This is a genomic window from Pantoea sp. UBA5923 (genome assembly GCF_002431095.1).
Lineage (GTDB): Bacteria > Pseudomonadota > Gammaproteobacteria > Enterobacterales > Enterobacteriaceae > Pantoea > Pantoea piersonii.
This window is the reverse complement of the sequence record NZ_DJDN01000004.1, coordinates 36,281-63,275: the sequence shown is the minus strand read 5'-3', so window position 1 is coordinate 63,275 and position 26,995 is coordinate 36,281. Positions and strand designations below refer to the sequence as shown.

The following is a 26,995-nucleotide window of genomic DNA, read 5'->3' as shown; positions in this document are numbered from 1 at the left end:
TGAGTGCGGCGCGCAGGGCGCTCGGCAAGAGGGCGAGGCCAACGGGGCGCGCCAATGAGGAACGTTTAAAAGGATAGTCACAGAACGCCAGCCCGGCTATGCCTATACATGCCTGAATCTTGCCTGATTCTGTTTTTATCGGATGGAATATGCAGTATGAAAAAGGCCCGCTTGCAGCGGGCCTGAGAGGTTTAACGCAATGTCAGTGTAGCACTTGCTGACCGCGAACTATTTCGTCAGCAGCGGCTTCAGGAAGCGCGCGGTATGCGATTTTTCACATTCCGCCACGGTTTCCGGCGTGCCTGCGACAAGGATCTCGCCGCCGCCGCTGCCGCCTTCCGGACCCAGATCGACAATCCAGTCGGCAGTCTTGATCACGTCAAGGTTATGCTCAATCACCACGATGGTGTTGCCCTGATCGCGCAGCTGATGCAGCACTTCCAGCAGCTGGGCGATATCGGCGAAGTGCAGGCCGGTAGTAGGCTCATCCAGGATATAGAGCGTCTGGCCGGTGCCGCGTTTCGACAGCTCACGCGCCAGCTTAACGCGCTGCGCTTCGCCGCCGGAAAGGGTGGTGGCCGACTGGCCGAGACGAATATAGGAGAGACCCACATCTATCAGGGTCTGCAGCTTACGCGCCAGCGCCGGAACCGCGTCGAAGAACTCGCGTGCCTCTTCGATGGTCATCTCCAGCACTTCGTGGATGCTCTTGCCTTTGTATTTGATCTCCAGCGTCTCGCGGTTATAGCGCTTGCCTTTGCACTGATCGCAGGGCACATAGATATCGGGCAGGAAGTGCATCTCTACCTTCAGCACGCCGTCGCCCTGACAGGCTTCGCAGCGGCCGCCGCGCACGTTAAAGCTGAAGCGGCCCGGATTATAGCCGCGCGAACGCGCCTCCGGCACCCCGGCGAACAGCTCGCGCACCGGCGTAAAGATGCCGGTGTAGGTCGCTGGGTTAGAGCGCGGCGTACGGCCGATTGGGCTCTGATCGATATCGATCACCTTGTCGAAGTGCTCAAGCCCGTTGATCTCACGATAAGGGGCCGCTTCGCCAGTGGTTGCGCCATTCAGATGGCGCTGCGCGATCGGGAACAGCGTATCGTTAATCAGCGTCGATTTACCTGAGCCGGAGACGCCGGTGATACAGGTAAACAGACCGACCGGCAGCGTCAGCGTCACGTCTTTAAGGTTATTGCCGCGCGCGCCGCTTAGCTTCAGCGTCTTCGTCGGATCGCCTTTCACGCGCTCCTTCGGCACCGCAATTTCCCGCTTGCCGCTGAGGAACTGGCCGGTCAGCGACTCTTCCACCGCCATGATCTCGTTAACCGTACCTTCCGCCACGATCTGGCCGCCGTGTACGCCCGCGCCGGGACCGATATCGATCACATGGTCGGCTGCGCGGATAGCGTCTTCGTCATGTTCGACCACAATCACGGTGTTGCCGAGATCGCGCAGATGGATCAGCGTGCTGAGCAGACGCTCGTTGTCGCGCTGGTGCAGGCCGATAGAGGGCTCATCCAGCACATACATCACGCCCACCAGGCCCGCGCCGATCTGGCTCGCCAGACGGATACGCTGCGCTTCGCCGCCGGAAAGGGTCTCTGCGGAGCGTGACATCGACAAATAGTTCAGGCCGACGTTGACCAGGAAGCTCAGGCGATCGCCGATCTCCTTCAGCACCTTTTCAGCGATTTTGGCGCGCTGGCCGCTCAGCTTGAGGTTGCGGAAGAAATCCATCGCGTGGCCGATGCTCATATCTGAGATGGTCGGCAGATTGGTGTTCTCGACAAAAACATGACGCGCTTCGCGACGCAGACGGGTGCCGTCACAGGTGGCACAGGCGCGATTGCTGATAAATTTCGCCAGATCCTCGCGTACCGCCGTGGATTCCGTCTCTTTATAGCGACGTTCCATATTGTGCAGCACGCCTTCAAACGGATGGCGGCGTACGGAGGTGTCGCCGCGATCGTTGATGTACTTAAACTCAATGTTCTCTTTGCCGGAGCCGTAGAGGATCACCTGGCGCGCTTTATCGCTCAGGGTATTGAACGGCGCTTCGACGTCAAAATCGAGGTGCTCGGCCAGCGAACGCAGCATCTGGAAGTAATAGAAATTACGGCGATCCCAGCCGCGGATCGCGCCGCCAGCCAGAGAGAGTTCGCCGTTTTGCACGACGCGATCGGGATCGAAATATTGCTGTACGCCGAGGCCGTCGCAGGTAGGGCAGGCACCAGCCGGGTTATTGAACGAAAAGAGACGCGGCTCCAGTTCGCGCATGCTGTAGCCGCAGATCGGGCAGGCAAAGTTGGCGGAGAAGAGCAGTTCTTCCGCGTTCGCGTCATCCATATCGGCGACGATCGCCGTCCCGCCGGAGAGATCCAGCGCGGTTTCAAAGGATTCAGCGAGACGGGTCGCCAGATCTTCGCGGACTTTGAAGCGATCGATCACGACTTCAATAGTGTGCTTTTTCTGCAGCTCCAGCTTCGGCGGATCGGAAAGATCGCACACTTCGCCGTCGATACGCGCGCGGATATAGCCCTGCGCCGCCAGGTTTTCCAGCGTTTTGGTATGTTCGCCCTTACGGTCTTTCACTACTGGCGCCAGCAGCATCAGGCGACGACCCTCTTCCTGGGCCAGCACGTTGTCCACCATCTGGCTTACGGTCTGCGCCGCCAGCGGCACGTCATGATCCGGACAGCGCGGCTCGCCGACGCGGGCGAACAGCAGACGCAGATAGTCGTGGATCTCGGTGATGGTACCGACCGTAGAACGCGGGTTGTGTGAAGTGGATTTCTGCTCGATAGAGATAGCGGGCGACAGACCTTCAATATGGTCGACGTCCGGCTTCTCCATCAGAGAAAGAAACTGACGCGCGTAGGCAGAGAGCGACTCTACGTAGCGGCGCTGACCTTCCGCATAGAGCGTATCAAACGCCAGAGAGGACTTGCCGGAGCCTGACAGGCCGGTGACCACTATGAGTTTGTCGCGAGGGATGATCAGGTTGATGTTTTTCAAATTATGGGTGCGGGCACCACGAACTTCGATCTTATCCATTCACCTTTCCCGGATTGAGCAGCACGCCCCGTACCCTTACGGACACGATTAGCGTAAACAGGGTATTATGGCACAAAAAATAGACTGATTAAATATCCAGTATTTTTTGCATTTTGGGTGTAAAATGAGCGCTTCTGCGAGCCGGCTCGAAAGTGGGAATCGCATAGCAGGACGTGATAGAATTGATCGTTTAGACTCTTAGCATTAACTCATCGGGAGAGAGCAACATGGCCAGTCGTGGCGTAAATAAAGTGATTCTTGTCGGGAATCTGGGTCAGGATCCGGAAGTGCGCTACATGCCGAATGGTGGCGCGGTTGCCAACATTACGCTGGCCACGTCGGAAAGCTGGCGTGACAAGCAGACCGGTGAAAACAAAGAGATCACCGAGTGGCACCGCGTTGTGCTGTTCGGCAAGCTGGCGGAAGTCGCTGGCGAATATCTGCGTAAAGGTTCTCAGGTTTATATCGAAGGCCAGCTGCGCACCCGTAAATGGCAGGACCAGGGCGGCCAGGATCGCTATACCACGGAAGTCGTGGTTAACGTCGGCGGCACCATGCAGATGCTGGGCGGTCGTCAGCAGGGCGCTGGCGCTGGTGGCGCGCCGATGGGCGGCGGTCAGAGCGGTGGCAACAACAACGGCTGGGGTCAGCCGCAGCAGCCGCAGGGCGGCAATCAGTTCAGCGGCGGCGCGCAGTCGCGTCCTCAGCCGCAGAGCGCCCCGGCGAGCAACAACAACGAACCGCCGATGGACTTCGACGACGATATTCCGTTCTGATCCTCTTTGGGTCGGCACTGTCTCTCAGGCCCCGCTCAGGCGGGGCTTTTTTTCGTCTTCTGTTCAGGCGGCTAAGAACTCCAGCCTGACACTATCTCCGCCGTAGTGAGCACCTGCGGCACATTGCCCGGCAGCGACAGACCAGCCCAGACCTCGTTATGCTGCCCAATCAGCTGCTCCGCGCTGACCCAGGTGCGATTCGCCGTGGTATGCGCATCGGCGGCGACGGTAATGCGATAGCCCAGACCTGCACCGACCTTAACCGTGGTGTCGACGCAGTAATCGGTCGCGCAGCCGCAAATAACGAAGGCGTCGGCTTTCAGCTGCGCCAGCGTGGCGGCCAGTTCGGTTTGCCAGAAGCTGTCGCAGGCGGTTTTAGTGACGTAAAAACTACCGGCAGGCTGATGCAGCTCCGGCAGCAGTTCAAACGCCTGCGTGCCGGGTTGCATCTCGCCTTCGCGGTGCGTAATAAAGAGAGTGCTGTCAGCCGCTGCGGTCAGCTGATTGATCCGCGCCGCGCATCAGGCCCGATCGAAGCGCGGCGTCGCGAAAACGCCGTTTTGCATATCCACTACCACAACAACTCGCTGAGTCATCGCTTTCTCCTTTTCTGTTCTGCGCTTCAGTTTCACCGCGCCGCGGCGAAATGGCAAAACTGTTTTGCAATCCGCCAGCCATCGCTGGCATGCTGAAAGCCTGTCTGATTAACGAGGAGATCGAGGTGGAGGGCGTTCCGGCTGTTTTTCCCTGCGAAAAAGATCGCGCGCAGTTTCGCCAGTTTGACGAGCTGCCTGGCGTAGAGCTTTATCAGGCGCATATCTCCCGCTATGCCTTCGAGCCGCATACGCACGAAGCCTTCGGCATCGGCACCATCGAGTCGGGCGCGCAGCGGTTCCGCTATCGCGGCGCACAGTACACTGCGCCGACCCATTCGCTGGTGATGATGAATCCGGATGAGCTGCACACCGGCGAGTCGGCCTGCGAAGAGGGCTGGCGTTATCAGATGATCTATATCCAGCCGGACGACATGAGGCAGCTCACCGGCGATGGCGGCTGGTGGTTTAGCGAAGCGCTGCGCACCGACTCGCGGCTGGCGCTGCCGCTATCGCGAACGCTGGCGGCGCTGTGGCAGGCCGATAGCCCGCTGGCGCGGCAAAGCCTGTTAGCCGATGTGCTGGCGCAGCTGCGGCCGCTGGCGCGTATGGCGGAAAGAGGCAAGGAAGAGAAAGGGCACCGCTTCGACCAGGTACGCGATTACCTGCGCGACAATCTTGCCGAGCCGGTCAGGCTGGAGGAGCTGGCGGCGCTGGCCTCGCTCTCGCCGTGGCATTTTCTGCGCGCTTTCCGCGCGCATTTTCACGTTACGCCGCATCAGATGCTGATGGCGTATCGGTTATACGAGGCCAAGCAGCTGCTGGCGCGCGGCCTGTCGGCGGCCAGCGTGGCGGCGAGTGTCGGCCTGAGCGACCAGGCGCATCTGACCCGCGCCTTCGCTCAGCGTTACGGCATTACGCCGGTGCGCTATCAGAAACAGGTGCGTGGCGCTTAGGGCGAACCGCAATCTGCTACAAGATTTTTCCCCGCTTTTTCCGCCACACTTCCTTATGCACTTTAATAAAGGAAGAGACGATGTTAGCTGGCGTGTTGTTTGCCCTTGCCGCAGGGCTGATGTGGGGACTGATTTTCGTCGGGCCGCTGCTGGTGCCGGACTATCCGGGCGCGCTCCAGTCTGCCGGACGCTATGTCGCGTTTGGCCTGATTGCGCTGCCGCTGGCCTGGCTCGATCGCCACCGTCTGCGTAAGCTGCTCTCTGCCGACTGGCGGGAGGCGCTAAAGCTTTCGCTGGTGGGCAACCTTCTTTATTACACCTTTCTCGCCAGCGCGATTCAGCGCACCGGCGCGCCGGTATCCACCATGATTATCGGCACGCTGCCGGTGGTAATGGCGATCACCGCCAACCTCTGTTACGGCCATCTTGAAGGACGCCTGGCCTGGCGTCGGCTGACGCCTGCGCTGCTGGCGATCGGCGCAGGTCTGGTGTGCGTAAATATTGCCGAGCTGCGCGGGCAGAGCGGCGGCTGGGATATGATGCGCTACCTGAGCGGCATTGCGCTGGCGGTGCTGGCAGTGGTGTGCTGGACCTGGTATCCGCTGCGCAACGCGCGCTGGCTGCGCACCCATCCGCAGCATAAACCAGCCACCTGGGCGACGGCGCAGGGGATTGTGACGCTGCCGCTGGCGCTGGTTATGTATGCGGGGGTAAGCGCGCAGCTGGCGTGGCATAGCCCATCCTTCGCGCTGCCGTTTGGCCCGCAGCCGCAGCTCTTTCTGCCGCTGATGCTGGTGATTGGGCTGCTCTGCTCCTGGCTGGGCACGCTCTGCTGGAATGCCGCCAGCCAGCGGCTACCCACGGTATTTATGGGCCCGCTTATCGTATTCGAAACGCTGTCAGGCCTGCTGTGGACTTTTCTCTGGCGACAAAGCTGGCCGCCGCTGCTGACGCTGACAGGCATTTTCTGCCTGATCCTCGGCGTACTTTGGGCGATGCGTATTAAGCCGGAACCGTTGCTGACGTCAATTGAGCATTAATCGGCACCCTGTCGCGCAATTTAATATGTGCTGACCCGCTGATTTCACACAGTTTTAGGAATAATGCGCAGAGCGGAGCGGCAAATTTTGCCGCTCTTTAGCTATTTATTGGCTAAAGCCGAACGGTGAAGCGCTATAAAAAGCGATCGAGATCTCATTTTTTTCGCCTGCAGGTGAGCGTTTAACGGCTTTGCCCGGCGGCAATTCTTCTCTTTGACGGCTTATATTCCACCTTAACGAAGCATTAAGGCATTGTGAGTGGCGAGTAATTCGCCACTTTACTGCATATTTATTGCCTGCCGCTGCGTTTTTATTGGCGTTTGGCCCTGAGAATGTCGTCTGATAAACCACCATTTTTTCCAGAAACGGTCAGGCTATTAAGAATAATTCCCAGTAAAGGAAATTACGAAACTTTAGCCGGGGCGATCTTTAAAGTGATTTATCTTATATGTGATTAACCCGAAATAAGGAAAGCGATAAGCATTGATAAACCATTCCGCCAGGAAAATTCCTGGCATCTTTTTTTCCGGTTCGCTTATTTATGGATGACAACATACTCTTCGCTGGACGCAAACTTAGTGCCACCATTTCTTGTAGTAACCGAAGCGTGATTTTGTAGGGCTGTTTAGCGCGGCTTAATGGAGCGACAAAATTTTAGCGCCGGGCATTAACGAGCCTGATGAAAAATGAGAAGCACCAATCTCATCGAAATGAGATTGGGCGAGAGGAGAAGTAGCGAGAAACGCGAGACTTTTGCTGGTGCTTATCAATATTACCGCAAAAAATGAAAATCGATCCGTTGGCAAACCCATCAGGAATGCATGGAACGAAAATTAAAGCCACGAATGGTATCTTAAAGTGTCATCATCTCTTCTGGTAAGAACAATCTCAGCGCTAAGTCAGTTTAGGGCAGTATTATTGGTTTTATCGATTTTCCGATCCTGACGGGTAGTGGTAAACGCTGCGGCTAATATCGAGCAGGCGGCAGCTGCGGCGCGTGCCGATGTCGAAAGTGCTCTGCAAAAAGTTGACCGCCTGGCGCTTTTCATTAGTGGTAAAGAAGTTCTTCAGTACGCTTTGCAGCATCTCCTTATCTGAGTTGAGCGTTTGCAGCTCACGGGTAAGTGTCTGTAATTTGTCTTCTAACTCTTTGATTCTTCTTCCTTCCTCTGAGGAAAGGCCGGAAAATTTCTTTTTCCAGCTATAGAAGGTGGCCTCAGAGATCCCCAGCTCGTCACAAATCTCCCTGACTTTAACCCCTGATTCAGAAGCTTTAATGGCATTTGTGATTTGCTCTTCGCTATATCGTGACTTTCTCATAAATGCTCTTACCTTTCTTATCGATTAATGGATGAGATGTACTGTATTAATATCTGGCACTGTAAATAATCTATTAATGCAGTATTAAAGTGCGCGATTAGAATTGCGTGGGTTAAATTAAGATATTTAGAATAAATATCATCATGGGATAAATCTTATTTTATTCTTATCGGATGGGCGCACCTTCCTGGTCAGGGTTTTTTGTTATAGATTCTTCCCATCCCAAATACGAAAAATTTCTACGTACATTTGATATTTAGCATAACGTGCTTGCTAAATTCGCAGGGAAATGGCTTGAGAATGGGGTCTGTTTTCCGCGTGAAATCGATTCCAGATTAACCGTTCTGAGCCAAATTTAATCAGAATTATCCTGAAAATATTCACCGAATCGTGTTCTGATTCTCATTTTTCGGACCAGCCTGGTTTGAAATCTTTAAATAACGCCAGGCCCACTGAGCGCTTGTTAATTCGTTACAGGGATGTTGTACCGAAGCGGTTGAAGTAAGTAATGCAAAGGATGAGTCAATGAAATTAAGCGTAATGTCTAATGCCGCCTGGATGATGTCTGAGAAGATCGTCTCGGTTTTTGGCGTCATATTTGTGACCTCCTACGTGGCGAAATCATTCGGGCCAACCGTATTCGGCCAGATGGCGTTTTCAACCTCTTTATTTTCTATGGTCCAGACCGTCGCCATCTTCGGTACCGAGACTATCTTGTTTAAGCGGATCAGTAAAAGCGCGCCGAAAGGGCTGCGTCTGATGAACGTGGCGCGTACTCTGCGCATGATTTTACTGCTTCTCACCGCAGTACCTGTGCTGGCCTGGGTGTGGTTCACCATGCCGCAAAATTTCCTCGCTTTCACGCTGGCGTCGTTCGTCGCCTCCGTATTCGTTACCCAGGACACCTTCAGCGTTTACAACAACGCGCGTCTCGCTTCCCGACTAAATACCGTGGCGAACTCGCTCGGCATGCTGTTGAGCTTCGGCATCAGCTTCACTATCGCCTGGCTGCGCCTTAATCCGGCATGGCTGACGCTCTCTATCGTGGCCGTAACGCTGGTGCCTTACGTTATCAAGCGCTACAACTTCTACCGCGAAACTCAGGATGTCGCGCCGCCGCAGGAAAAACGCAGCGCCTATTTGCGCTATCTGATGTATGCCGGTCTGCCGCTGGCGATCTCCAGCATTTTTATTTCAGTACAGGTTAAAGCCGCGCAGATGTTTTTAGCCGGCATCGCTTCGGCAAGCGATCTTGGGCTGTTTGCGGCGGCCAACACTATCGCGGCTTCGTGGATTTTTATCCCCGTGGCGCTCATAACTTCATGCTTCACTGAAATTTTCAGGGAACGCGGCGAAGTGGCCATTAAGCTGGCAGCGCGGCTTAATGGCTATGTCATGGGAGTTTCACTGATGATGTTGCTGGTTATCGCGCTGTTCGGCGAAAAAATCATCATCGCTTTGTACGGTTCAGAGTACACACAGTCAGGAAGTCTCATTACGTTGCTGTCAATGGCGACCTGCTTCTCCGCCATGGGCACAGTAGCCTATCGCTACATGGTGAAAGAGGGTGGTTTCAACTATCTGTTGAAGAAAATCATCTGCCTGATGGTAATCAGCCTGCCGCTTTCGTGGTGGCTGATTCAGGGCTACGGCATTATGGGCGCCGCCTGGAGCGTCTTCGTGTCGGAACTCTTGTCCCTTACCGTAATGAATTACTTCTTCAAAAACGGCGTCATTCAAAGAATTCAAGTTTCCTCACTCAACTACAAAACCTACAAATGAGGTCAGATATGTTTAAGTTGAAAGATGAACTCAGAAGAAGTGTGCAGTACTTCATTAAGAAGATGCCCTGGGCTTACCAGGACCGCATTTACTACTTCCATAAGTTCAAAAAATTGCCTAATTTGCGCCAGCCCAAAGTCTTTAACGAAAAGGTGCTGTATCGCAAATTCGTCTACGGCGACTATCAGATCTATGGCCGCCTCTCAGACAAATATTCGGTGCGCGACTATATCGCCGAAAAGATTGGCAACGAATACCTGATTCCGCTGGTGCACGAGACCACTGACCCGGCGTCGCTGAATAGCCTGCAATGCTGGAAGGGTACGGTGATCAAGCCGAATCACGCCTCCAACATGGTAGAGATTCTGCTGGAAGAGCCAGACGCGCTGCGCAAACAGCAGATTATCAACAGCTGCTATAAGTGGCTGAAGACCGACTTCGCCAACGAGGCGCGCGAGATCCACTATCGCTATATCAAGCCGCGCATTCTGGTCGAGCAGTATATCGGCGACGGCAAAACGGCGCCTATCGACTACAAGTTTCATATGTTCAACAAGCGCGACGGCCGCTTTGAATATGTGCTGCAGGTAATCTACAACCGCTGCCAGCCGCAGCTGTCGATGAACTTCTACGTCAACAATCTGACCGAAGCCTTTCACAAGATTCGCGACACCGGCCTCGACGTGACGAAAATCGCCGAGTCGCTGCAGCACGCGCTCGATCTGAGTAAGAAGCTGGCGAGCGATTTCGACTATGTGCGCGTTGACTGGTATATCCATGAGGGCCGCATCTATTTCGGCGAACTGACCTTTACGCCGGGCGCAGGTCTGGTGACGGGGCTGGATCGCGGGCTTAATCAGATGATGGGAGATATGTGGATTCAGGATCGCCGCGGCACGCAGAGACCGGGCGTTTCGGTGCAGGACGTTAATATTCCTGCGCTGTTGAAGAAAGTTTGAGTCACACAGCAAAATAAAAAACCCCGCTTCGCGGGGTTTTTTATTGGCTGGTCATTAAGGCATCGGCCAGTCGGGCGGCGTCTGGCTCATTACCTGGATAAAGGTGTCTTTGGTAACCAGCATAATGTGATGCACGTTTTCCATGCTCAGCGAGATGCCCAGCAGACCCATAACAAACCAGCAGGTCATACCGAGACCGATGCCGCCGCACATAAACGCCATCACATGATGGCTGCTCTGGCGGAATTTGATTTTAAGGGTGCTGGCAAAAAACATCATAACTGCGCTGAGCAGTTCCCAACGCATGACAATCAAGCTGGTGGTTATCGTCGCCATCGACTTAAGCCTCTGAATCTAAGTGATTATCCCTGACAGTTACTGGACATCACCGGCGACGAAAAGCGAGGTCAGGGAAAGGCTTTCCGTCGTCAAAAAGAGTGTAATGTGTGACCTGAGTCACATTATACCACTGCATTTGAATTTATGAACAAAATTTGTACCTGGTATGGTAGAGAATTTTTTATCGAAACGTCGAAAAGAAAACCGGGGGCGTAAAGCGGGAAAAGCGGCAAGTTGCGCCCGTTAAGGGCGCCTGTGACTTAGCGAATCGGGCAGCATTCGCCGGTGGTGCGCTGGGTAAAACTTGCAGGTTCGCTACAGTCAAAACTCAACCTGCGCGGACGCTGGAGCGCCTGACGACGCATAAAGTGGCGATAGGCGGTCGGAGTTTGTGAAAACTGACGGCGGAACACGCGGGAAAAGGTCTGCTGCGAGTCATAGCCATACTGCATCGCAATATCAAATACCGGGCGTTGCGTCTGGCGCAGCGCTTCCGCCGCCAGCGTCAGGCGACGTTCGCGGATGTAGCCACCCAGCGTCTGTTTCGTCACGGTACGGAACATACGCTGCAGGTGCCACTTTGAATAACCTGATTTGGCCGCCACTTCATCGATCGACAGCGTCTTATCCAGGTTTTGATCGATCCAGTGCGTCAGGGAGTGAATGATCTCTTCTTGCATCATAATCTCGTCCTTTAGTCCTGAGGGATTCGTTATTTGACGGAGGCGAGTATAATTCCTCAAGTTAACTTGAGGTAAAGAGCCAGATGAAAAAAGATCGCAACTACCCGAAACCGGTTTTAACGCCGGGCGAAGTCGCGCGCCGTAGCGGCGTGGCGGTTTCCGCGCTGCATTTCTATGAGAGCAAAGGGCTGATTTCCAGCACGCGCAACGGCGGCAACCAGCGGCGTTACAGCCGTGACGTACTGCGGCGCGTCGCCATTATCAAGGTTGCTCAACGCATCGGCATACCGCTCGCGACGGTCAGCGACAGCCTGATGCATATTCCCGCCAACAAGCGTATGTCGACGCAGGAGTGGGACGCCCTGACGCAGCACTGGCGTGAAGAGCTGGATAAGCGCATCGAAACCCTGACGCGCCTGCGCAACGATCTCGACGGCTGTATCGGTTGCGGCTGTTTGTCGATGCGCGACTGCCCACTTCGCAATCCCGGCGACCGGCTGGCACAGCAGGGCTCTGGCGCGGTGCTGCTTGACCCCGAACAGGATGATAAAGGCGAGCCGCCGCGCTAAAGATGCGGGAAGCTATACTTGCCTGAGACGCATAACAGGAGTGCTCTATGATTACCGTCCATCATCTTGAGCGGTCGCGCTCGCACCGCGTGCTGTGGCTGCTGGAAGAGCTGGAAGTGCCTTACCAAATCAAACGCTATCAGCGCGAGGCATCAATGCTGGCGCCGGAAGCCCTGAAAAAAGTGCATCCGCTGGGCAAGTCGCCGGTGATTACCGACGGTAATCAGGTGATTGCCGAATCGGGCGCCATTCTCTCTTATCTGGAAGGCAAATATGACAGCGAGCAGCGGCTGGCGCCCGCCGATGAGCCGGCGCGTCTTCAGGCGAACTACTGGCTGCACTACGCCGAAGGCTCGCTGATGCCGCTGCTGCTGATGAAGCTGGTATTCGGCCGCCTGGGGCAGGCGCCGGTGCCCTGGCTGCTGCGTCCGGCGGGCGCGGCGCTGGGCAAAGGCATGCAGAAAGCCTGGCTGGATAAGCAGCTGGTGCCGCATCGCCAGATGATTGAGCAGCATCTGGCTGCTCACCCCTGGTTTGCCGGCAAGCGCTTCAGCATTGCTGATATCCAGATGAGTTTTCCGCTGCTGGCGATGCAGTCGCGCGGCGGCCTGGCCGATATGCCCGCCACGGCAGCATGGCTGACCACCGTTCAGCAGCGCGCCGCCTGGCAGCGCGCCATCCAGCAGGGCGGCGAGGTGCTGCCAGGCAGTTGAGCAGTGTAAAACGTCAAAATATCAAAACGTAGCGCGGCGTCTGCCTGGATGCCGCTGTCGCACACGCCTTCGGAAACCGCCGCAAGCGCTCTGCTTTATCCTGAATTAAGACAAGGAAGCGGTTGAAAATCGGCTGCCAAACGCCGGATAATCCCCTGCCTTTTTATCTGGCCGCATAGCGGACAGTTATTCGCCGCGAAGTAAACGTTTGCCTGCCGCCTTTGACGCTATTGCGCCAGGGTGACAACCAGGGATTTTGCGGGCAACGACGCAGGGCTTTTTACACACCAAAAATTTCTTGAGGCTCAACTATGTCATACGAATCACGCTCGTCCGCTGGCAAGCTGGACGCCTGGTTCTCTGTTTCTGCACGCGGCAGCAGCATCCGGCAGGAAATCCTGGCGGGACTCACCACCTTCCTGGCGATGGTCTACTCGGTGATTGTGGTGCCGGGCATGCTGGGCAAGGCGGGCTTTTCACCCACCGCTGTTTTTGTCGCCACCTGCCTGGTCGCCAGCGTCGGCTCTATCGTCATGGGGCTGTGGGCCAACCTGCCACTGGCGATTGGCTGCGCCATCTCGCTGACCGCCTTTACCGCATTCAGCCTGGTGCTCGGCCAGCACATCAGCGTGCCGGTGGCGCTCGGCGCGGTCTTCCTGATGGGGCTGCTGTTCACCCTGATCTCTGTAACCGGCATCCGCGCCTGGATTCTGCGTAATCTTCCGATGGGCGTGGCCCACGGTACCGGCGTGGGGATCGGCCTGTTTCTGCTGCTGATCGCCGCTGACGGCATCGGGCTGGTGGTGAAGAATCCTGCGCCCGGCATGCCGGTGGCGCTGGGCCACTTCACCTCCTTCCCGGTGATGATGTCACTGCTGGGTCTGGCGGCGATTTTCGGGCTAGAAAAGCGTCGGGTGCCGGGTGGCATCCTGCTGACCATTATCGCTATTTCGATTCTCGGCCTGATCTTCGATCCCGCGGTAAAATTCCAGGGTCTGTTCGCCTTGCCCAGCCTGCGCGACAGCCAGGGCCAGTCGCTGCTCTTCAGCCTCGATATTATGGGCGCGCTACAGCCAATGGTGCTGCCGAGCGTGCTGGCGCTGGTTATGACGGCGGTGTTTGACGCCACCGGCACCATCCGCGCGGTTGCCGGACAGGCGAACCTGCTGGATGAGAAGGGGCAGATCATTAACGGCGGACGCGCGCTGACCACAGACTCTGTCAGCAGCCTCTTTGCCGGTCTGGTCGGCGCATCGCCAGCGGCGGTCTATATCGAATCCGCAGCCGGCACCGCGGCAGGCGGCAAAACCGGACTGACGGCGATTGTGGTGGGTCTGCTGTTTCTGCTGATTCTGTTTATGTCGCCGCTGGCCTGGCTGGTACCCGCCTATGCGACCGCGCCTGCGCTGATGTATGTCGGCCTGCTGATGCTCAGCAACGTGGCGAAAATCGACTTCGCCGACTTCGTTGATGCGATGGCCGGGCTGCTGACCGCGGTATTTATCGTGCTGACCTGCAATATCGTCACCGGCATCATGCTCGGTTTCGCCACGCTGGTAGTGGGCCGTCTGTTCGCCGGAGAGTGGCGCAAGCTGAACCTCGGCACCGTTGTGATTGCCGCCGCGCTGGTAATTTTTTACGCTGGCGGCTGGGCGATCTGACTGTAAAACCGGACGAGCGCCGTCTCGTCCGGAACTTTTTCCTGAATTTCTGCCGCGCCGCACGCGTGACTTGTTATTCTCTGCGCACTTTGCTTTACACTTTAGCGTTCACAACATTTTTTATGACTTTACGATTCGCCTAAGGAAAGCATGGAAATCTTTTTTACTATTCTCATCATGACGCTGGTGGTATCGCTTTCGGGGGTGGCCGCGCGCATATTGCCGTTCCAGATCCCGCTGCCGCTGGTGCAAATTCTCGCCGGGGCACTGCTTGCCTGGCCGACCTTCGGCCTGCATGTCGATTTCGACCCTGAACTTTTCCTTGTGCTGTTTATTCCGCCGCTGCTGTTTGCCGACGGCTGGAAGACGCCGATCAGCGAATTTCTGCATCATGGCCGGGAAATTATCGGTCTGGCGCTGGTGCTGGTGCTGATTACCGTGGTCGGCATCGGCTACCTGATCTACTGGACGGTGCCGGGTATCCCGCTGATCCCCGCCTTCGCGCTGGCAGCCGTCCTGTCACCCACAGACGCCGTGGCGCTCTCCGGCATTGTCGGCGAGGGGCGCATCCCGAAAAAAATCATGTCGATCGTGCAGGGCGAAGCGCTGATGAACGACGCCTCCGGCCTGGTTTCGCTGAAGTTTGCCGTTGCGGTCGCGATGGGCACCATGGTGTTTACCTGGGGCGGCGCGAGTATTGAGTTTCTCAAGGTGGCGGTGGGCGGCCTGATTGCGGGCGTTGCGGTGTGCTGGCTCTATGGGAAATCGCTACGTCTGCTGAGCCGCTGGAGCGGCGACGATCCGGCGACGCAAACCGTGTTGCTGCTGCTGCTACCGTTCGCCTCTTATCTTATTGCCGAACACCTCGGCGTCTCCGGCATTCTGGCGGCGGTCGCGGCGGGCATGACGATCACCCGCTCCGGCATTATCCGTCAGGCACCGCTGGCGATGCGCCTGCGCGCCAACAGCGTCTGGCAGATGCTGGAGTTCGTCTTTAACGGCATGGTGTTCCTGATGCTCGGCCTGCAGCTGCCGGACATTATCGGCACCTCTATTGACGCTGCTAACGCCGATCCCAACGTCGAACTCTGGATGCTGTTTACCGACATTATCCTGGTCTACGGCGCGCTGATGGTGGTGCGTTTCGGCTGGCTCTGGATTATGCAGCGTCTCAGCAAGCGCGTGCTGAAGAAAAAGCCGATGGAGTTCGCCAACTACTCGCTGCGCGAGCTGCTTATCGCCTCTTTCGCCGGCGTGCGCGGCGCGATTACGCTGGCGGGCGTGCTCTCTATTCCGCTGTTTCTCACTAACGGCCAGCCATTTCCGGCGCGCTATGAGCTGGTGTTTATCGCCACCGGCGTGATCCTGTTCTCGCTGCTGGTAGGCGTGGTGGTGCTGCCGCTGCTGCTGCGCGGCGTGGACGGCATCGATAAATCCGGGCATCGTCGCGAGCTGCAAAACGCCCGCGCGGTAATGGCGAGCGTGGCGATCGAAAGCCTGCATAAAATGGAAGCGCGGCTGGAGAACGACACCGAAGAGAACATCGATCCCGAGCTGCTTAAAGAGGTAAGCCTGCGCGTGATCGGCAACCTGCGCCGCCGCGCTGACGGCAAGAGCGATCTGGAGCAGGCGCTGTTCGCCGAAAATCTGGAGCGTCGCTTCCGTCTGACCGCGCTGCGCGCCGAACGCGCCGAGGTCTATCATCTGCGCGCGACGCAGCAGATTTCCAGTGAGAGCATGCAGCGGCTGCTGCGCGATCTCGACCTGCTGGAAGCGCTGCTGATCGAAAAAGAAGAGTAAGCCGCGCGCCGCGCCTAAACTGACAGGCGCGGCGCTTCATCCGGCCAGTGTTCGCGACAGCAGGCGATCCAGGCCTGCGCGCTGCGCGACAAATAGCTTCCCTCCCGCCAGATCAATCCCAGACTCCACTTCAGATCCGACTCCAGCGGCAGCCACAGCAGCGACTGCTTATCCAGCCGCTGACAGATCGGCTCCGGCAGAATCGCCAGTCCCATCTCCGCCTGCACCATCGCCGCAAGAAAATCCCACTGTCCGCTGCGCACCGCGATATGCGGCGTGACGCCCAGCCGCTGAAACGCCTTCATCAGCTGACGGTTCAGGGAAAACTCTTCGTTGAAGATCAGCAGCGGATGCGCCGCCAGCTCCGCCAGCCCGATATGGCTGCGGTTGAGCCAGGCGGGCTGGCGCGGCACCAGCACGCAGAGGGGATGATGCATCAGCGGTAGCGTATTAAGCGGCAAATCGGGATCGACCGGCAGGGCGGTAAGCGCGATATCCAGACTGCCCGCCAGCACCGCCTGCTGCACCGTCAGGCCACCAAACTCAGAAATTTTCAGCTCTACGCCGGGATAGCGGCGGCGAAACGCCGAGATCGACCCGGCGATCTGCATACCGACCATCGGCGGAATGCCGAGGCGCAGCTCGCCGGTTTTTAGCTGGTTAATATCGCCGATCTCCGCCTCCAGCTGATGGAACTCCTGCAAAATCGCCAGGCCGCGCTGGTAGACCGCCTGACCGCTGTCGGTAAGGTGCAGCTTGCGGCCGTCGCGCAGCAGCAGCGTGCAGCCCAGCTCCTCCTCCAGCTGGCGCAGCATTTTGCTGATGGTGGGCTGCGTAACGTAGAGCTTCTCGGCGGCGCGGGTAAAGCTCTGCTGGCGCACCACCTCGGTGAAGTAGCGTAAAGCGCGAACGTCCATAACTATTCCCTTTTGGCATGGCTGGAATGATTTTAATTCATTTTTTTCACCTTCTGTTGCGGATTTATACTAAGCGCCGGATTGCATTAGAGGAGAGAAGAAAATGGCGTTAGCGCTCAGCCCGCAAAGAACGGGCAGGCTGCAACGACTCTGGTTGCCGCTACAGCTGCTGCTGTATGTGGGCATGTTTATCGCCTGCGATCGCCTGGTGAGCTGGCTGCACCTGCCGCTGCCCGCCAATATCGTCGGCATGCTGCTGCTGCTGGCGCTGATCGTCACGCGCGTGCTGCCGCTGCGCTGGGTGAAAGCGGGTTCGCGCTGGCTGCTGGCGGAGATGCTGCTGTTTTTTATTCCGGCGGTAGTGGCGGTAGTGAACTACGGCGATCTGCTGCGCGTCGATGGCTGGCGCATCTGCGTGGTAATTGCGCTGAGCACTCTGCTGGTGCTGGCTTCCACCGCGCTGGTGGTCGATCGTCTCTATCGCTATGAAGTGGCGCGCGCGGCGCGCAGGCAGCAACGCGATGCGTGATGTTATCCTCAGCCTGCTTTGCCTGGCGGTCACGCTGCTGATCTACTTTCTCAATAAACGCCTCTATCGCCGCTGGCGCACGCTGCTGCTGATGCCGCTGGTGGCGACGCCCTTGCTGCTGGTCGGGCTGCTGCTTATTACGCACGTCTCCTGGCAGGACTATATTGCCGAAAGCCACTGGCTGCTCTGGCTGCTTGGCCCGGCGACGCTGGCCTTTGCTGTGCCGGTGTATGAAAACATGGCAATTATTCGACGCCACTGGCTCTCGCTGAGCGCGGGAGTGCTGACCGCTACGCTGGTCGCGGTGTGCAGCTCGGTATGGCTGGCGCGGCTGCTGACGCTGCCTGAGTCGATCCAGCGCAGCCTGGCAGTGCGCTCCATTACCACGCCGTTCGCGCTGGCGGCCGCGAAGCCCATCGGCGGCCAGCCGGATCTGGTGGCGCTGTTTGTCGTTATTACCGGCGTGTTCGGCATGGCGGTAGGAGACGTCCTGTTCCTGCGTATCGCCATCCGCCAGGGCGTGGCGAAAGGGGCGGGTCTCGGCGCGGCGTCACACGGCGCGGGGACGGCGCGCGCTTATCAGCTCGGCGAGCAGGAGGGCGTCGTCGCCAGTCTGGTAATGATGCTTTCCGGCGTAGTGACGGTGGTGCTGGCACCGCTTATCGGCCAGCTGATGTGGGGAGTCTGAAGAGCAATCGCGCGCTGACGACATGTCTGTTTACGTAAAGGTTGCCAAATAGAGTTGTCAGAGGATTTCAGGCTGTTAACCTTTGCGCCGAAATTATTGTCCTTTCACGGAGTGGAATCATGTTTAAGCAACTTGTTACCGGGAGCGCATTGGGTCTGGTGCTGCTGAGCGGCGCGGCGCAGGCTATCGAAGGCAGCGTAGATGTAGGCGAGCACAACACTAATCTGAACGTTGGTCTGGGCACCACTTCGCCGGGCCTGTTCCTTAAAGGCAACTGGCTGCGCAGCGATCACGACGGCAGCACTTACGGTCTGGGACTGGGTTACAACGTCGATATCGGCGGGCTGCGTCTGGCACCGACCGCTAAGACCATTTTCACCCATCCGGAAGATGGTAAAGATGGCTTTGCCGTGGCGCTGGGCGGCGGCGCGCAGTACAGCTTCAACAATATGTGGGGCCTGTACGGCGAATACTACTACGCGCCGGAAGGTCTGACCGACCATCTCGACAGCTATCAGGAAGCCGCTGGCGGCCTGAGCTTCACCCCAATCTCCCTGGTTAACCTGCGCGTGGGTTATCAGTATATCGAGCTGAACAATAAAGGCGGCCGTAAAGATAACGTGCTGGTCGATGGCCCGTACGTCGGCGCTTCACTGCGCTTCTGATTGGGTTCAGAAAAAAGAAGTGTAAGCCGGTTGCCTGTGCGACCGGTTTTTTTTGCCCTCCTGATGCGGTCAGGGTTGGCGCTTTTTCACCGCTTTTGGCAGACGCGACTGGTGAATAACCGCGATAACCTGAATACCTTCAGGCACGCGAAGAAAATAGAGATAATGACTTTCGTAGGGCCAGTAACAGACGCCTGGCCAGGTTTCATCGCTGACGTCTATGCCGACCTGATGATTTGCCAGCATTTGCATCGCAATGCGCATGCCATGCAGATACGCTTTAGTGATGACGGGCCCCCATTGCGTTAATGAATGGGCTTTGACCTCTTTTAAATCTTCTTTCGCTTCATCCGTGAGCCTGAACTGCCCCATTACAAATCCTTCATCAGCTCATCAAAGGCACTTTCTCCGTCGTGCAATTGACCTTTTTCCGCCTGAGCGATAGCGTGCGCCAGTTTAGCCCGCAGGCTTTCCAGCTTGAATTGCTCAAAGGCTTCGTAATCTTCAGCAGGCAGGCAGACAAAGGCGGTACGGCCATTTTTAGTGATGGTAACGGCCTCGTGCTGCGCTTTGTTCATGAGTTCGCCAAAACGCGTTTTAGCCTGGTTAGCGGTAAAACTCAGCATGGTGATTCCTTAGTCGTGCGAATCGTGCGATTCGTACTTATTTTAACCTTCCCGCAGAGAAAAACGCCAGCGTCCTTTAACGCTGGCGGGGAACAGTCCATCTCAGTGCGATTTGCCCTGCGAAATCCCGATGCCGGTCTGCGAGCGGATAAACTGCGCCCGGAAGCGGCCGCGCTCCTGCGCGCCCTGCGGCGAATGGTCAGTCACGGAGAAGAGCCAGGTGCCGACAAAGGCGACGATCATTGAGAAAAGCGCCGGATACTCATAAGGATAAACCGGCGACGCGTGGCCCAGCACCTGTACCCAGACCGTCGGGCCAAGGATCATCAGCACCACGGCGGTGATCAGCCCGAGCCAGCCGCCGATCATTGCGCCGCGCGTGGTCAGCTTCGACCAGTACATCGACAGCAGGATAATCGGGAAGTTACAGCTGGCGGCGATAGAGAAGGCGAGGCCGACCATAAAGGCGATATTCTGCTTCTCAAACAGAATACCCAGCGCAATCGCCACTACTCCTAATATCAGTACGGTAATCTTCGACACGCGCAGCTCTTCGCGCTCGGTCGCCTGGCCTTTGCGGATCACGCTGGCGTAGAGATCGTGCGACACCGCCGACGCGCCCGCCAGCGTCAGACCAGCCACCACCGCCAGGATAGTGGCGAAGGCCACGGCGGAGATAAAGCCGAGGAAGGTGCTGCCGCCGACCGCGTTCGCCAGATGCACCGCCGCCATATTGGTGCCGCCGATCAGCGCGCCGCTGGCATCCTTAAAGGCAGGGTTCGCGCCCACCAGCAGAATCGCGCCGAAGCCGATAATAAAGGTCAGGAAGTAGAAGTAGCCCATAAAGCCGGTGGCCCAGAAGACGCTTTTACGCGCCTCGCGCGCATCCGCCACGGTAAAGAAGCGCATCAGAATATGCGGCAATCCGGCGGTGCCGAACATCAGCCCCAGCCCGAGCGAGAGCGCGGAAACAGGGTCCTTCACCAGCCCGCCCGGCTGCATAATGGCTGCGCCTTTCGGATGAACCGCCATCGCCTGAGTAAAAAGGTTATTGAAGCTAAAGCCGACGGCCTTCATCACCATAACCGCCATAAAAGTAGCGCCGAACAGCAGCAGCACCGCTTTGATGATCTGCACCCAGGTGGTCGCCAGCATGCCGCCGAACAGCACGTAGAGCACCATCAGAATGCCGACCAGCACCACAGCGACATGATAGTCGAGGCCGAACAGCAGCTGGATCAGCTTGCCTGCGCCCACCATCTGCGCAATCAGGTAGAGCGCCACCACCACCAGCGAGCCGCAGGCGGAGAGGGTACGGATCGGCTTCTGCTGAAGGCGGTAGGAGGCGACGTCGGCGAAAGTGTAGCGGCCAAGGTTGCGCAGGCGCTCGGCGATAAGAAACAGGATCATCGGCCAGCCCACCAGGAAGCCCAGCGAGTAGATCAGGCCGTCGTAGCCGGAGGTGTACACCAGCGCGGAGATGCCCAAAAAGGAGGCGGCGGACATAAAGTCGCCCGCCATCGCCAGCCCGTTCTGGAAGCCGGTAATATTGCCGCCCGCCGTATAGTAGTCGCTGCGCGAGCGGGTGCGCTTCGATGCCCACCAGGTAATACCCAGCGTAGCGGCGACGAAAACCACAAACATGATAATCGCCTGATAGTTAGTAGGCTGCTTCTGTACCGCGCCGGTCAGGGCATCCGCCAGCGCGGAGGTGGGCAGCAATGCCAGCAGCCAGAGAGAAAGACGTTTCATGGGGTCACCTCGCTGAGGATCTGCTTCGTCAGGCGATCGAACTCGCCGTTGGCGCGCCAGACATAAACGCCGGTCAGCACGAAGGAAATAACAATCAGTCCCACGCCAATGGGAATGCCGCGCGTGACGCTGGTGCCTGCGTGCAGCGGCGTGCCAAGCCAGCCGGGCGCAAAAGCGATCAGCAGAATAAAGCCGACGTAAAGCACCAGCATAATTAGCGACAGAATCAGGGCAAACCGCTGGCGTTTATGTACCAGCTCCTGAAAGCGTGGATGACGTTCAATCCTTTGATTGAGCGCCTCCTGAGTAGAAAGGGCGTCGTTCATCACAGTTTCTCCAGAGGTTATGCAGGCGGCAGCCTCACGTCGATGCGCGAGAAAGGCCCGGTCAATTATTTTTATGTGACTTCAGAAACACACAGCGTAAGGAAAGGGGGGCGGGAAGAAGAGAGTTCCCGCCGGGAAGTAAAGGTATTTAAGGCATTCGAATCGACTGCTTCTCCTCCAGCAGTTTGTCCACTACGCCCGGATCGGCCAGCGTTGAGGTATCGCCCAGATTGCTGGTATCGCCCGCAGCGATCTTGCGCAGAATACGGCGCATAATTTTGCCGGAGCGGGTTTTCGGCAGCGAATCGGTCCAGTGCAGAATATCGGGCGTAGCGATCGGCCCAATCTCTTTACGTACCCAGCTGCGCACCTCGCTGTAGAGCTCCGGCGAGGGTTCTTCGCCGTGGTTCAGCGTGATATAGGCGTAGATCGCCTGGCCTTTAATGCTGTGCGGGATGCCCACCACCGCCGCTTCGGCGATTTTCGGATGGGAAACCAGCGCGGACTCGATCTCAGCGGTGCCGAGGCGGTGGCCGGAGACGTTAAGCACGTCATCGACGCGGCCGGTGATCCAGTAGTAGCCATCTTCGTCGCGGCGCGCGCCGTCGCCGCTGAAATAGCAGTTTTTAAAGGTAGAGAAATAGGTCTGCTCAAAGCGCTCATGATCGCCGAACAGGGTACGCGCCTGGCCCGGCCAGGAGTCGGTGATCACCAGGTTGCCCTCGGCCGCGCCCTCCTGAGGGTTGCCTTCGTTATCCATCAGCGCAGGCTGTACGCCGAAGAAAGGTTTGGTCGCAGAGCCCGCTTTTAGCTCGGTAGCGCCCGGCAGCGGCGTGATCATAAAGCCGCCGGTTTCTGTCTGCCACCAGGTATCGACAATGGGACAGCGGCCGTCGCCAATCTTGTTGTAGTACCACTCCCAGGCTTCCGGGTTTATCGGTTCGCCCACTGAGCCCATAATGCGCAGACTTTTACGACTGGTGCCGGCAATCGCTTTATCGCCTTCCGCCATCAGAGCGCGGATCGCTGTCGGCGCGGTATAGAGCAGCGTGACCTTATGCTTGTCCACCACTTCCGCCATGCGGCTCGGCTTCGGCCAGTTCGGCACGCCCTCAAACATCAGCGTCGTCGCGCCGCACGCCAGCGGCCCGTAGAGCAGATAGCTGTGGCCCGTTACCCAGCCGACATCTGCGGTACACCAGTAGACATCTTCCGGGTGGTAATCGAAAACGTATTTGAAAGTGGTCGCCGCATAAACCAGATAGCCGCCGGTGGTGTGCAGCACCCCTTTCGGTTTGCCGGTCGAGCCGGAGGTATAGAGGATAAAGAGCGGATCTTCAGCCTGCATCTCGGCGGGCGCGTGCTGCTCGCTCGCTTTATCCATTAAGTCAGCCCACCAGAGATCGCGGCCATCCTGCCAGTCGATCTGCTGGCCGGTACGTTTCAGCACCACCACGTTTTTCACGCTGTTCACGCTGGGGTTTTTCAGCGCTTCATCGACATTTTTCTTCAGCGGAATGGGGCGTCCGGCGCGTACCCCTTCATCAGCGGTAATCACCAGCCTGGCGCTGGAGTCCACCACGCGTCCTGCGACCGCTTCCGGCGAGAAGCCACCAAAAATCACCGAGTGCACCGCGCCAATACGCGCGCAGGCCAGCATCGCGACCGCCGCTTCCGGCACCATCGGCATATAGATCGCCACCACGTCGCCTTTTTTCACCCCCAGCGACAGCAGCACGTTGGCGAAACGGCACACCTGGTTATGCAGCTGGCGGAAGGTCAGGGTCTTGCTTTCGCTGGCGTCGTCACCTTCCCAGATAATGGCGGGATGATCGCCGCGCTTTTCCAGATGACGATCGAGGCAGTTGGCCGCCAGATTAAGCGTGCCGTCTTCATACCAGCGAATAGAAATATTGCCCGGCGCGAAGGAGCTGTTTTTCACTTTGCTGTAGGGCTTGATCCAGTCGAGAATTTTTCCCTGCTCGCCCCAGAACGCATCCGGGTCGCTGACGGATTGCTGATACATTGTCTGATACTGCTCGGCGGTAATCAGCGCATTCGCAGCGATGCTGGCGGGTATCGGGTGTTTATGTTGTTGGCTCATGGCGGATCTCCTTGAAGATGTTAATAATATGTCAATCAAAGGTTAAGTGAAGACTACGCCATCGCTTTGTTTCTTTTTTGCGCCACAGATCACGAGAGCAGACACAAGCGTGTAATCCTTTGCAAAATCGCGTGAACATTCCCCGTTCTGCCCCCTCCGGCTGGCTAAAAATACAGCAAACAAACCCGCCGCTATTTTGCACAACGCTGCATAGCTATGCGCACAGTGTAAGAACTATTACTTTTCAGAACAGCAAGTTAGGGTTTTGATAACTAAACAGCATTTTATGCTATAAGAGTGGCTAATCTTTAACCGAAGACGCCAGGGGTTGCATTTACCACAGTGAAAATGGTACTTATCTCGCCCCTGCTCAGCAGGACTCAACCAGACGGCGTCTGAAAAAAGTACGGGAATTTTCGCATTTTCGTAGAGGACGCTGTCCTCAATAACCCTCTAATTTACCGGGCTTTTGCTCACTTCCCTGTGTGTATCCTTCTCTGCACCTTCGCAGCGTAGCAATAGGGGTTTTGACTGAGGAAATAACGCGTTATGAAAGGTTTTAAAATAAGCCTGGCCTGGCAGATTCTGATTGCACTGGTGCTCGGCATCATTGCTGGTTCAGTGCTGCATAATCAGCCAGACGATCGTGAATGGTTAATCACCAACATTCTCAGCCCGGCGGGCGACATCTTTATTCACCTGATCAAGATGATCGTTGTGCCTATCGTGATCTCATCGTTGATTGTCGGCATCGCTGGCGTAGGCGATGCGAAGAAACTGGGACGTATTGGCGTCAAAACCATCGTCTATTTTGAAGTGATCACCACCCTTGCCATTGTGGTCGGCATTACGCTGGCTAACGTGTTTCAACCCGGCACCGGCATTGATATGTCAACGCTGGCAACGGTGGACATCTCTAAGTATGAAGCCACGACCGAAGCGGTGCAGAACGGGCCGCACAGCCTGGTCGCCACTATTCTGTCGCTGATCCCGCAGAATATTTTCGCCTCGCTGGTGAAGGGCGACATGCTGCCGATTATCTTCTTCTCGGTGCTGTTCGGCATGGGCCTCTCGGCGCTGCCGTCGGAGCAGCGCGATCCGCTGGTAAACATTTTCCGCAGCGTGTCGGAAACCATGTTTAAGGTGACGCATATGATCATGCGTTACGCGCCGGTAGGGGTCTTTGCGCTGATCGCTGTGACTATCGCCAACTTTGGTTTCGCCTCGCTGTGGCCGCTGGCGAAGCTGGTGCTGCTGGTGTATGCCGCGATTCTCTTCTTCGCTTTTGTGGTTCTCGGCGGCGTGGCGCGCTTCTGCAAGCTGCGCATCACCACCCTGATGCGCATTCTGAAAGATGAGCTGATCCTCTCCTACTCGACCTCCAGTTCGGAAACCGTCCTGCCGCGCATTATGCAGAAGATGGAGGCCTACGGCGCGCCGAAGGCGATCACCAGCTTTGTGGTGCCGACCGGCTACTCGTTTAACCTGGATGGTTCAACGCTCTATCAGAGTATCGCCGCCATCTTTATCGCGCAGCTTTACGGCATAGACCTGTCGCTGACCGATGAGATTATCCTGGTACTGACGCTGATGGTGACCTCAAAAGGCATCGCAGGCGTGCCGGGCGTATCCTTTGTGGTGCTGCTGGCGACGCTGGGCAGCGTCGGCATTCCGCTGGAAGGGCTGGCCTTTATCGCGGGCGTCGACCGCATCATGGATATGGCGCGCACCGCGCTCAACGTTATTGGCAATGCGCTGGCGGTGCTGGTTATCGCCCGCTGGGAGAATCAGTTCGACGCCGAGCAGGCGAAAGCGTACGAGCTGACGCTGCGTACGCAAACGGTGAACTAACCCTTCTTTTGACCTGACCATCAGGCGGCATCTAATGCCGGCAAGCGGGAGAGAGGGGCCGAGCTGCCAGGGGTGGCGCTTTTTGCGTCTTTGCAATCGGCCCCTCTCTCTCGCGTTGGCTCCTTGCTAACAAACGTAGGGTTCAGACAACGTCTGAACCCTTTTTTTATCCTGCAAGTATGATAAAAACGGGCCTGAATCAACTCTTTCCCGGAGCATGCCCCATGACTATCGACCTCAGCCAGCTCATTACCGAAGGCCGCAACCCGGCCAGTCAGAACATCGACGAACTCTCTACCGACGCGATGCTGCGCGTTATTAATAATGAAGACAAAAAAGTGGCGCTGGCGGTCGAGGCGATAGTGCCGCAGATTGCGCAGGCGGTTGACGCCATCGTTGCCGCTTTCGCGCAGGGCGGTCGGCTGATCTACAGCGGGGCGGGCACCTCTGGCCGTCTTGGCATTCTCGACGCCAGCGAATGTCCGCCTACCTTCGGCACGCCGCGCGGCCAGGTGGTGGGATTGATCGCGGGCGGCCACAAGGCGATACTCCAGGCGGTGGAAAACGCAGAGGATAATCGCGAGCAGGGCGCGCAGGATCTGCGCGACATCCAGTTCAGCGCGAAAGATGTGCTGGTGGGTATCGCCGCCAGCGGCCGCACCCCCTATGTGCTGGGCGCGCTGGAGTATGCCCGTTCGCTTGGCGCCACCACGGCGGCGCTGACCTGCAACCCCAACAGCGCCATGGCGCAGGCGGCGGAGATCGCGCTCACGCCGGTGGTCGGCCCGGAGGTGGTTACCGGCTCCTCGCGTATGAAAGCGGGCACCGCCCAGAAGCTGGTGCTCAATATGCTCACTACCGGCGCGATGATCCGCAGCGGCAAAGTTTACGGCAACTTGATGGTCGACGTGGAAGCCACCAACCAGAAGCTGGTGCAGCGCCAGATCAATATCGTTATGCAGGCCACCGACTGCGACGAGGCGAGCGCCAGTCACGCGCTGGCGGCCTGCGGCGGCCACTGCAAAACCGCCATTCTGATGTTGCTGGCCGGTATCGACGCCGCCGAAGCCCGCACGCTGCTCGCCAGGCACCAGGGTTTTATCCGTCGCGCCTTACAGGGATGAGGATCGATTATTAAAAAGAGCTAAACGATTAAATGTGCGCTGCTGGCGGGTTAATTGCTCGCCAGTCCGCTTTTTTAGCGGGGAAAATTAATTGCCGCCACTAAAGCCAGGGTCTTTTGCTGCCGAAAAGATAAAAAAACATAACTGATAATCACCTTACTCTCA

25 protein-coding genes and 1 pseudogene are annotated in these 26,995 nt (G+C 57.2%); 14 read left to right on the top strand and 12 right to left on the bottom strand.

Translation table 11 applies throughout. The features are described 5' to 3' along the window. Positions 1 to 228 precede the first annotated feature (228 nt). The gene (gene uvrA / locus B3797_RS00400) at positions 229 to 3,057 is read right to left on the bottom strand and encodes an excinuclease ABC subunit UvrA (RefSeq protein ID WP_311790062.1); all 2,829 of its coding nucleotides are present in this window, start codon (positions 3,055 to 3,057) and stop codon (positions 229 to 231) included. A gap of 227 nt (positions 3,058 to 3,284) precedes the next feature. Between uvrA and ssb1 the strand changes: the two genes are divergently transcribed. Beyond that, positions 3,285 to 3,833, top strand: a complete 549-nt coding sequence (gene ssb1, locus B3797_RS00395) for a single-stranded DNA-binding protein SSB1 (RefSeq protein ID WP_311783324.1) — start codon at positions 3,285 to 3,287, stop codon at positions 3,831 to 3,833. 71 nt (positions 3,834 to 3,904) lie between these two features. Here the strand turns inward: ssb1 and B3797_RS00390 are convergent. Further along, positions 3,905 to 4,429 (bottom strand): annotated as a pseudogene (locus tag B3797_RS00390) (isochorismatase family protein). 125 nt (positions 4,430 to 4,554) lie between these two features. Between B3797_RS00390 and B3797_RS00385 the strand changes: the two are divergent. Both B3797_RS00385 and B3797_RS00380 read left to right on the top strand, forming a co-directional pair. Beyond that, positions 4,555 to 5,382, top strand: a complete 828-nt coding sequence (locus tag B3797_RS00385) for an AraC family transcriptional regulator (RefSeq protein ID WP_311790076.1) — start codon at positions 4,555 to 4,557, stop codon at positions 5,380 to 5,382. Between the two features lie 80 nt (positions 5,383 to 5,462). Continuing rightward, positions 5,463 to 6,422, top strand: a complete 960-nt coding sequence (locus B3797_RS00380; RefSeq protein ID WP_311790061.1) for a DMT family transporter — start codon at positions 5,463 to 5,465, stop codon at positions 6,420 to 6,422. Positions 6,423 to 6,527: 105 nt separating this feature from the next. Here the strand turns inward: B3797_RS00380 and B3797_RS00375 are convergent, their stop codons facing one another. Further along, on the bottom strand, positions 6,528 to 6,776 hold the full coding sequence (locus tag B3797_RS00375) for a hypothetical protein (protein ID WP_311790060.1): 249 nt from the start codon (positions 6,774 to 6,776) through the stop codon (positions 6,528 to 6,530). 570 nt (positions 6,777 to 7,346) lie between these two features. Beyond that, positions 7,347 to 7,742: a transposase gene (locus tag B3797_RS00370; protein WP_033749162.1), complete on the bottom strand. Its 396-nt coding sequence runs from the start codon at positions 7,740 to 7,742 to the stop codon at positions 7,347 to 7,349. Positions 7,743 to 8,267: 525 nt separating this feature from the next. Here B3797_RS00370 and B3797_RS00365 point away from each other — a divergent pair. After that, the gene (locus B3797_RS00365; protein ID WP_120455184.1) at positions 8,268 to 9,524 is read left to right on the top strand and encodes a polysaccharide biosynthesis C-terminal domain-containing protein; all 1,257 of its coding nucleotides are present in this window, start codon (positions 8,268 to 8,270) and stop codon (positions 9,522 to 9,524) included. An 8-nt stretch (positions 9,525 to 9,532) separates the two neighbouring features. Continuing rightward, positions 9,533 to 10,483: an ATP-grasp fold amidoligase family protein gene (locus tag B3797_RS00360; protein ID WP_311783319.1), complete on the top strand. Its 951-nt coding sequence runs from the start codon at positions 9,533 to 9,535 to the stop codon at positions 10,481 to 10,483. A 54-nt stretch (positions 10,484 to 10,537) separates the two neighbouring features. Here B3797_RS00360 and B3797_RS00355 read toward each other — a convergent pair whose 3' ends face one another. Together B3797_RS00355 and soxS are read right to left on the bottom strand one after the other, a co-directional pair. After that, positions 10,538 to 10,819 carry a YjcB family protein gene (locus B3797_RS00355; protein ID WP_311783318.1) on the bottom strand — a complete coding sequence of 94 codons (282 nt, stop codon included), beginning with the start codon at positions 10,817 to 10,819 and terminating at the stop codon, positions 10,538 to 10,540. Positions 10,820 to 11,082: 263 nt separating this feature from the next. Next, the gene (gene soxS, locus B3797_RS00350) at positions 11,083 to 11,505 is read right to left on the bottom strand and encodes a superoxide response transcriptional regulator SoxS (protein ID WP_311783317.1); all 423 of its coding nucleotides are present in this window, start codon (positions 11,503 to 11,505) and stop codon (positions 11,083 to 11,085) included. Positions 11,506 to 11,588: 83 nt separating this feature from the next. Here soxS and soxR point away from each other — a divergent pair, with 83 nt between their 5' ends. From soxR to B3797_RS00330, 4 genes are all read left to right on the top strand, one after another. Then, on the top strand, positions 11,589 to 12,074 hold the full coding sequence (soxR, locus tag B3797_RS00345) for a redox-sensitive transcriptional activator SoxR (protein WP_311783316.1): 486 nt from the start codon (positions 11,589 to 11,591) through the stop codon (positions 12,072 to 12,074). A 47-nt stretch (positions 12,075 to 12,121) separates the two neighbouring features. Beyond that, entirely contained in the window at positions 12,122 to 12,787 is a 666-nt protein-coding gene (locus B3797_RS00340) for a glutathione S-transferase (RefSeq protein ID WP_311790059.1), read from the top strand. 311 nt (positions 12,788 to 13,098) lie between these two features. Next, positions 13,099 to 14,448, top strand: a complete 1,350-nt coding sequence (locus B3797_RS00335; protein ID WP_311783314.1) for an NCS2 family permease — start codon at positions 13,099 to 13,101, stop codon at positions 14,446 to 14,448. A gap of 150 nt (positions 14,449 to 14,598) precedes the next feature. Continuing rightward, positions 14,599 to 16,248: a Na+/H+ antiporter gene (locus B3797_RS00330; RefSeq protein WP_311783313.1), complete on the top strand. Its 1,650-nt coding sequence runs from the start codon at positions 14,599 to 14,601 to the stop codon at positions 16,246 to 16,248. A 14-nt stretch (positions 16,249 to 16,262) separates the two neighbouring features. Here B3797_RS00330 and B3797_RS00325 read toward each other — a convergent pair whose 3' ends face one another. Continuing rightward, complete coding sequence (locus B3797_RS00325) at positions 16,263 to 17,165, bottom strand: LysR family transcriptional regulator (RefSeq protein WP_311783312.1); 903 nt, start codon at positions 17,163 to 17,165, stop codon at positions 16,263 to 16,265. 103 nt (positions 17,166 to 17,268) lie between these two features. Between B3797_RS00325 and B3797_RS00320 the strand changes: the two genes are divergently transcribed. From B3797_RS00320 to B3797_RS00310, 3 genes are all read left to right on the top strand, one after another. Next, positions 17,269 to 17,694 carry a CidA/LrgA family protein gene (locus B3797_RS00320; RefSeq protein ID WP_120455201.1) on the top strand — a complete coding sequence of 142 codons (426 nt, stop codon included), beginning with the start codon at positions 17,269 to 17,271 and terminating at the stop codon, positions 17,692 to 17,694. Then, a complete protein-coding gene (locus tag B3797_RS00315; protein ID WP_311790058.1) occupies positions 17,687 to 18,382 on the top strand; it encodes an LrgB family protein in 696 nt (231 codons plus the stop codon). Before B3797_RS00320 ends, B3797_RS00315 begins: the two co-directional genes overlap by 8 nt. 119 nt (positions 18,383 to 18,501) lie before the next feature. Further along, on the top strand, positions 18,502 to 19,047 hold the full coding sequence (locus tag B3797_RS00310; protein ID WP_311783310.1) for a YfaZ family outer membrane protein: 546 nt from the start codon (positions 18,502 to 18,504) through the stop codon (positions 19,045 to 19,047). A gap of 69 nt (positions 19,048 to 19,116) precedes the next feature. Here the strand turns inward: B3797_RS00310 and B3797_RS00305 are convergent, their stop codons facing one another. From B3797_RS00305 to acs, 5 genes are all read right to left on the bottom strand, one after another. Beyond that, a complete protein-coding gene (locus B3797_RS00305; protein ID WP_311783309.1) occupies positions 19,117 to 19,419 on the bottom strand; it encodes a type II toxin-antitoxin system RelE/ParE family toxin in 303 nt (100 codons plus the stop codon). Then, complete coding sequence (locus B3797_RS00300; RefSeq protein ID WP_311783308.1) at positions 19,419 to 19,673, bottom strand: type II toxin-antitoxin system Phd/YefM family antitoxin; 255 nt, start codon at positions 19,671 to 19,673, stop codon at positions 19,419 to 19,421. The genes B3797_RS00305 and B3797_RS00300 overlap by 1 nt, the downstream gene beginning before the upstream one ends. Positions 19,674 to 19,775: 102 nt before the next feature. After that, entirely contained in the window at positions 19,776 to 21,425 is a 1,650-nt protein-coding gene (actP, locus tag B3797_RS00295) for a cation/acetate symporter ActP (RefSeq protein WP_311790057.1), read from the bottom strand. After that, a complete protein-coding gene (locus tag B3797_RS00290; protein WP_120455209.1) occupies positions 21,422 to 21,751 on the bottom strand; it encodes a DUF485 domain-containing protein in 330 nt (109 codons plus the stop codon). Before B3797_RS00290 ends, actP begins: the two co-directional genes overlap by 4 nt. Before the next feature lie 148 nt (positions 21,752 to 21,899). Then, a complete protein-coding gene (gene acs / locus B3797_RS00285; RefSeq protein WP_311790056.1) occupies positions 21,900 to 23,855 on the bottom strand; it encodes an acetate--CoA ligase in 1,956 nt (651 codons plus the stop codon). A 549-nt stretch (positions 23,856 to 24,404) separates the two neighbouring features. Here acs and gltP point away from each other — a divergent pair. Both gltP and murQ read left to right on the top strand, forming a co-directional pair. Then, on the top strand, positions 24,405 to 25,706 hold the full coding sequence (gene gltP / locus B3797_RS00280; protein ID WP_311790055.1) for a glutamate/aspartate:proton symporter GltP: 1,302 nt from the start codon (positions 24,405 to 24,407) through the stop codon (positions 25,704 to 25,706). 224 nt (positions 25,707 to 25,930) lie between these two features. After that, the gene (murQ, locus tag B3797_RS00275; protein WP_126689146.1) at positions 25,931 to 26,830 is read left to right on the top strand and encodes an N-acetylmuramic acid 6-phosphate etherase; all 900 of its coding nucleotides are present in this window, start codon (positions 25,931 to 25,933) and stop codon (positions 26,828 to 26,830) included. Positions 26,831 to 26,995: the final 165 nt, after the last annotated feature.

What these genes read in the sequence shown, in the direction of transcription:
- uvrA (WP_311790062.1), bottom strand. Translation starts at nt 3,057, where the DNA reads ATGGATAAGATCGAAGTTCGTGGTGCCCGCACCCATAATTTGAAAAAC.
- ssb1 (WP_311783324.1), top strand. Translation starts at nt 3,285, where the DNA reads ATGGCCAGTCGTGGCGTAAATAAAGTGATTCTTGTCGGGAATCTGGGT.
- B3797_RS00380 (WP_311790061.1), top strand. Translation starts at nt 5,463, where the DNA reads ATGTTAGCTGGCGTGTTGTTTGCCCTTGCCGCAGGGCTGATGTGGGGA.
- B3797_RS00375 (WP_311790060.1), bottom strand. Translation starts at nt 6,776, where the DNA reads ATGGTGGTTTATCAGACGACATTCTCAGGGCCAAACGCCAATAAAAAC.
- B3797_RS00370 (WP_033749162.1), bottom strand. Translation starts at nt 7,742, where the DNA reads ATGAGAAAGTCACGATATAGCGAAGAGCAAATCACAAATGCCATTAAA.
- B3797_RS00365 (WP_120455184.1), top strand. Translation starts at nt 8,268, where the DNA reads ATGAAATTAAGCGTAATGTCTAATGCCGCCTGGATGATGTCTGAGAAG.
- B3797_RS00360 (WP_311783319.1), top strand. Translation starts at nt 9,533, where the DNA reads ATGTTTAAGTTGAAAGATGAACTCAGAAGAAGTGTGCAGTACTTCATT.
- B3797_RS00355 (WP_311783318.1), bottom strand. Translation starts at nt 10,819, where the DNA reads ATGGCGACGATAACCACCAGCTTGATTGTCATGCGTTGGGAACTGCTC.
- soxS (WP_311783317.1), bottom strand. Translation starts at nt 11,505, where the DNA reads ATGATGCAAGAAGAGATCATTCACTCCCTGACGCACTGGATCGATCAA.
- soxR (WP_311783316.1), top strand. Translation starts at nt 11,589, where the DNA reads ATGAAAAAAGATCGCAACTACCCGAAACCGGTTTTAACGCCGGGCGAA.
- B3797_RS00340 (WP_311790059.1), top strand. Translation starts at nt 12,122, where the DNA reads ATGATTACCGTCCATCATCTTGAGCGGTCGCGCTCGCACCGCGTGCTG.
- B3797_RS00335 (WP_311783314.1), top strand. Translation starts at nt 13,099, where the DNA reads ATGTCATACGAATCACGCTCGTCCGCTGGCAAGCTGGACGCCTGGTTC.
- B3797_RS00330 (WP_311783313.1), top strand. Translation starts at nt 14,599, where the DNA reads ATGGAAATCTTTTTTACTATTCTCATCATGACGCTGGTGGTATCGCTT.
- B3797_RS00325 (WP_311783312.1), bottom strand. Translation starts at nt 17,165, where the DNA reads ATGGACGTTCGCGCTTTACGCTACTTCACCGAGGTGGTGCGCCAGCAG.
- B3797_RS00320 (WP_120455201.1), top strand. Translation starts at nt 17,269, where the DNA reads ATGGCGTTAGCGCTCAGCCCGCAAAGAACGGGCAGGCTGCAACGACTC.
- B3797_RS00315 (WP_311790058.1), top strand. Translation starts at nt 17,687, where the DNA reads ATGCGTGATGTTATCCTCAGCCTGCTTTGCCTGGCGGTCACGCTGCTG.
- B3797_RS00310 (WP_311783310.1), top strand. Translation starts at nt 18,502, where the DNA reads ATGTTTAAGCAACTTGTTACCGGGAGCGCATTGGGTCTGGTGCTGCTG.
- B3797_RS00305 (WP_311783309.1), bottom strand. Translation starts at nt 19,419, where the DNA reads ATGGGGCAGTTCAGGCTCACGGATGAAGCGAAAGAAGATTTAAAAGAG.
- B3797_RS00300 (WP_311783308.1), bottom strand. Translation starts at nt 19,673, where the DNA reads ATGCTGAGTTTTACCGCTAACCAGGCTAAAACGCGTTTTGGCGAACTC.
- actP (WP_311790057.1), bottom strand. Translation starts at nt 21,425, where the DNA reads ATGAAACGTCTTTCTCTCTGGCTGCTGGCATTGCTGCCCACCTCCGCG.
- B3797_RS00290 (WP_120455209.1), bottom strand. Translation starts at nt 21,751, where the DNA reads ATGAACGACGCCCTTTCTACTCAGGAGGCGCTCAATCAAAGGATTGAA.
- acs (WP_311790056.1), bottom strand. Translation starts at nt 23,855, where the DNA reads ATGAGCCAACAACATAAACACCCGATACCCGCCAGCATCGCTGCGAAT.
- gltP (WP_311790055.1), top strand. Translation starts at nt 24,405, where the DNA reads ATGAAAGGTTTTAAAATAAGCCTGGCCTGGCAGATTCTGATTGCACTG.
- murQ (WP_126689146.1), top strand. Translation starts at nt 25,931, where the DNA reads ATGACTATCGACCTCAGCCAGCTCATTACCGAAGGCCGCAACCCGGCC.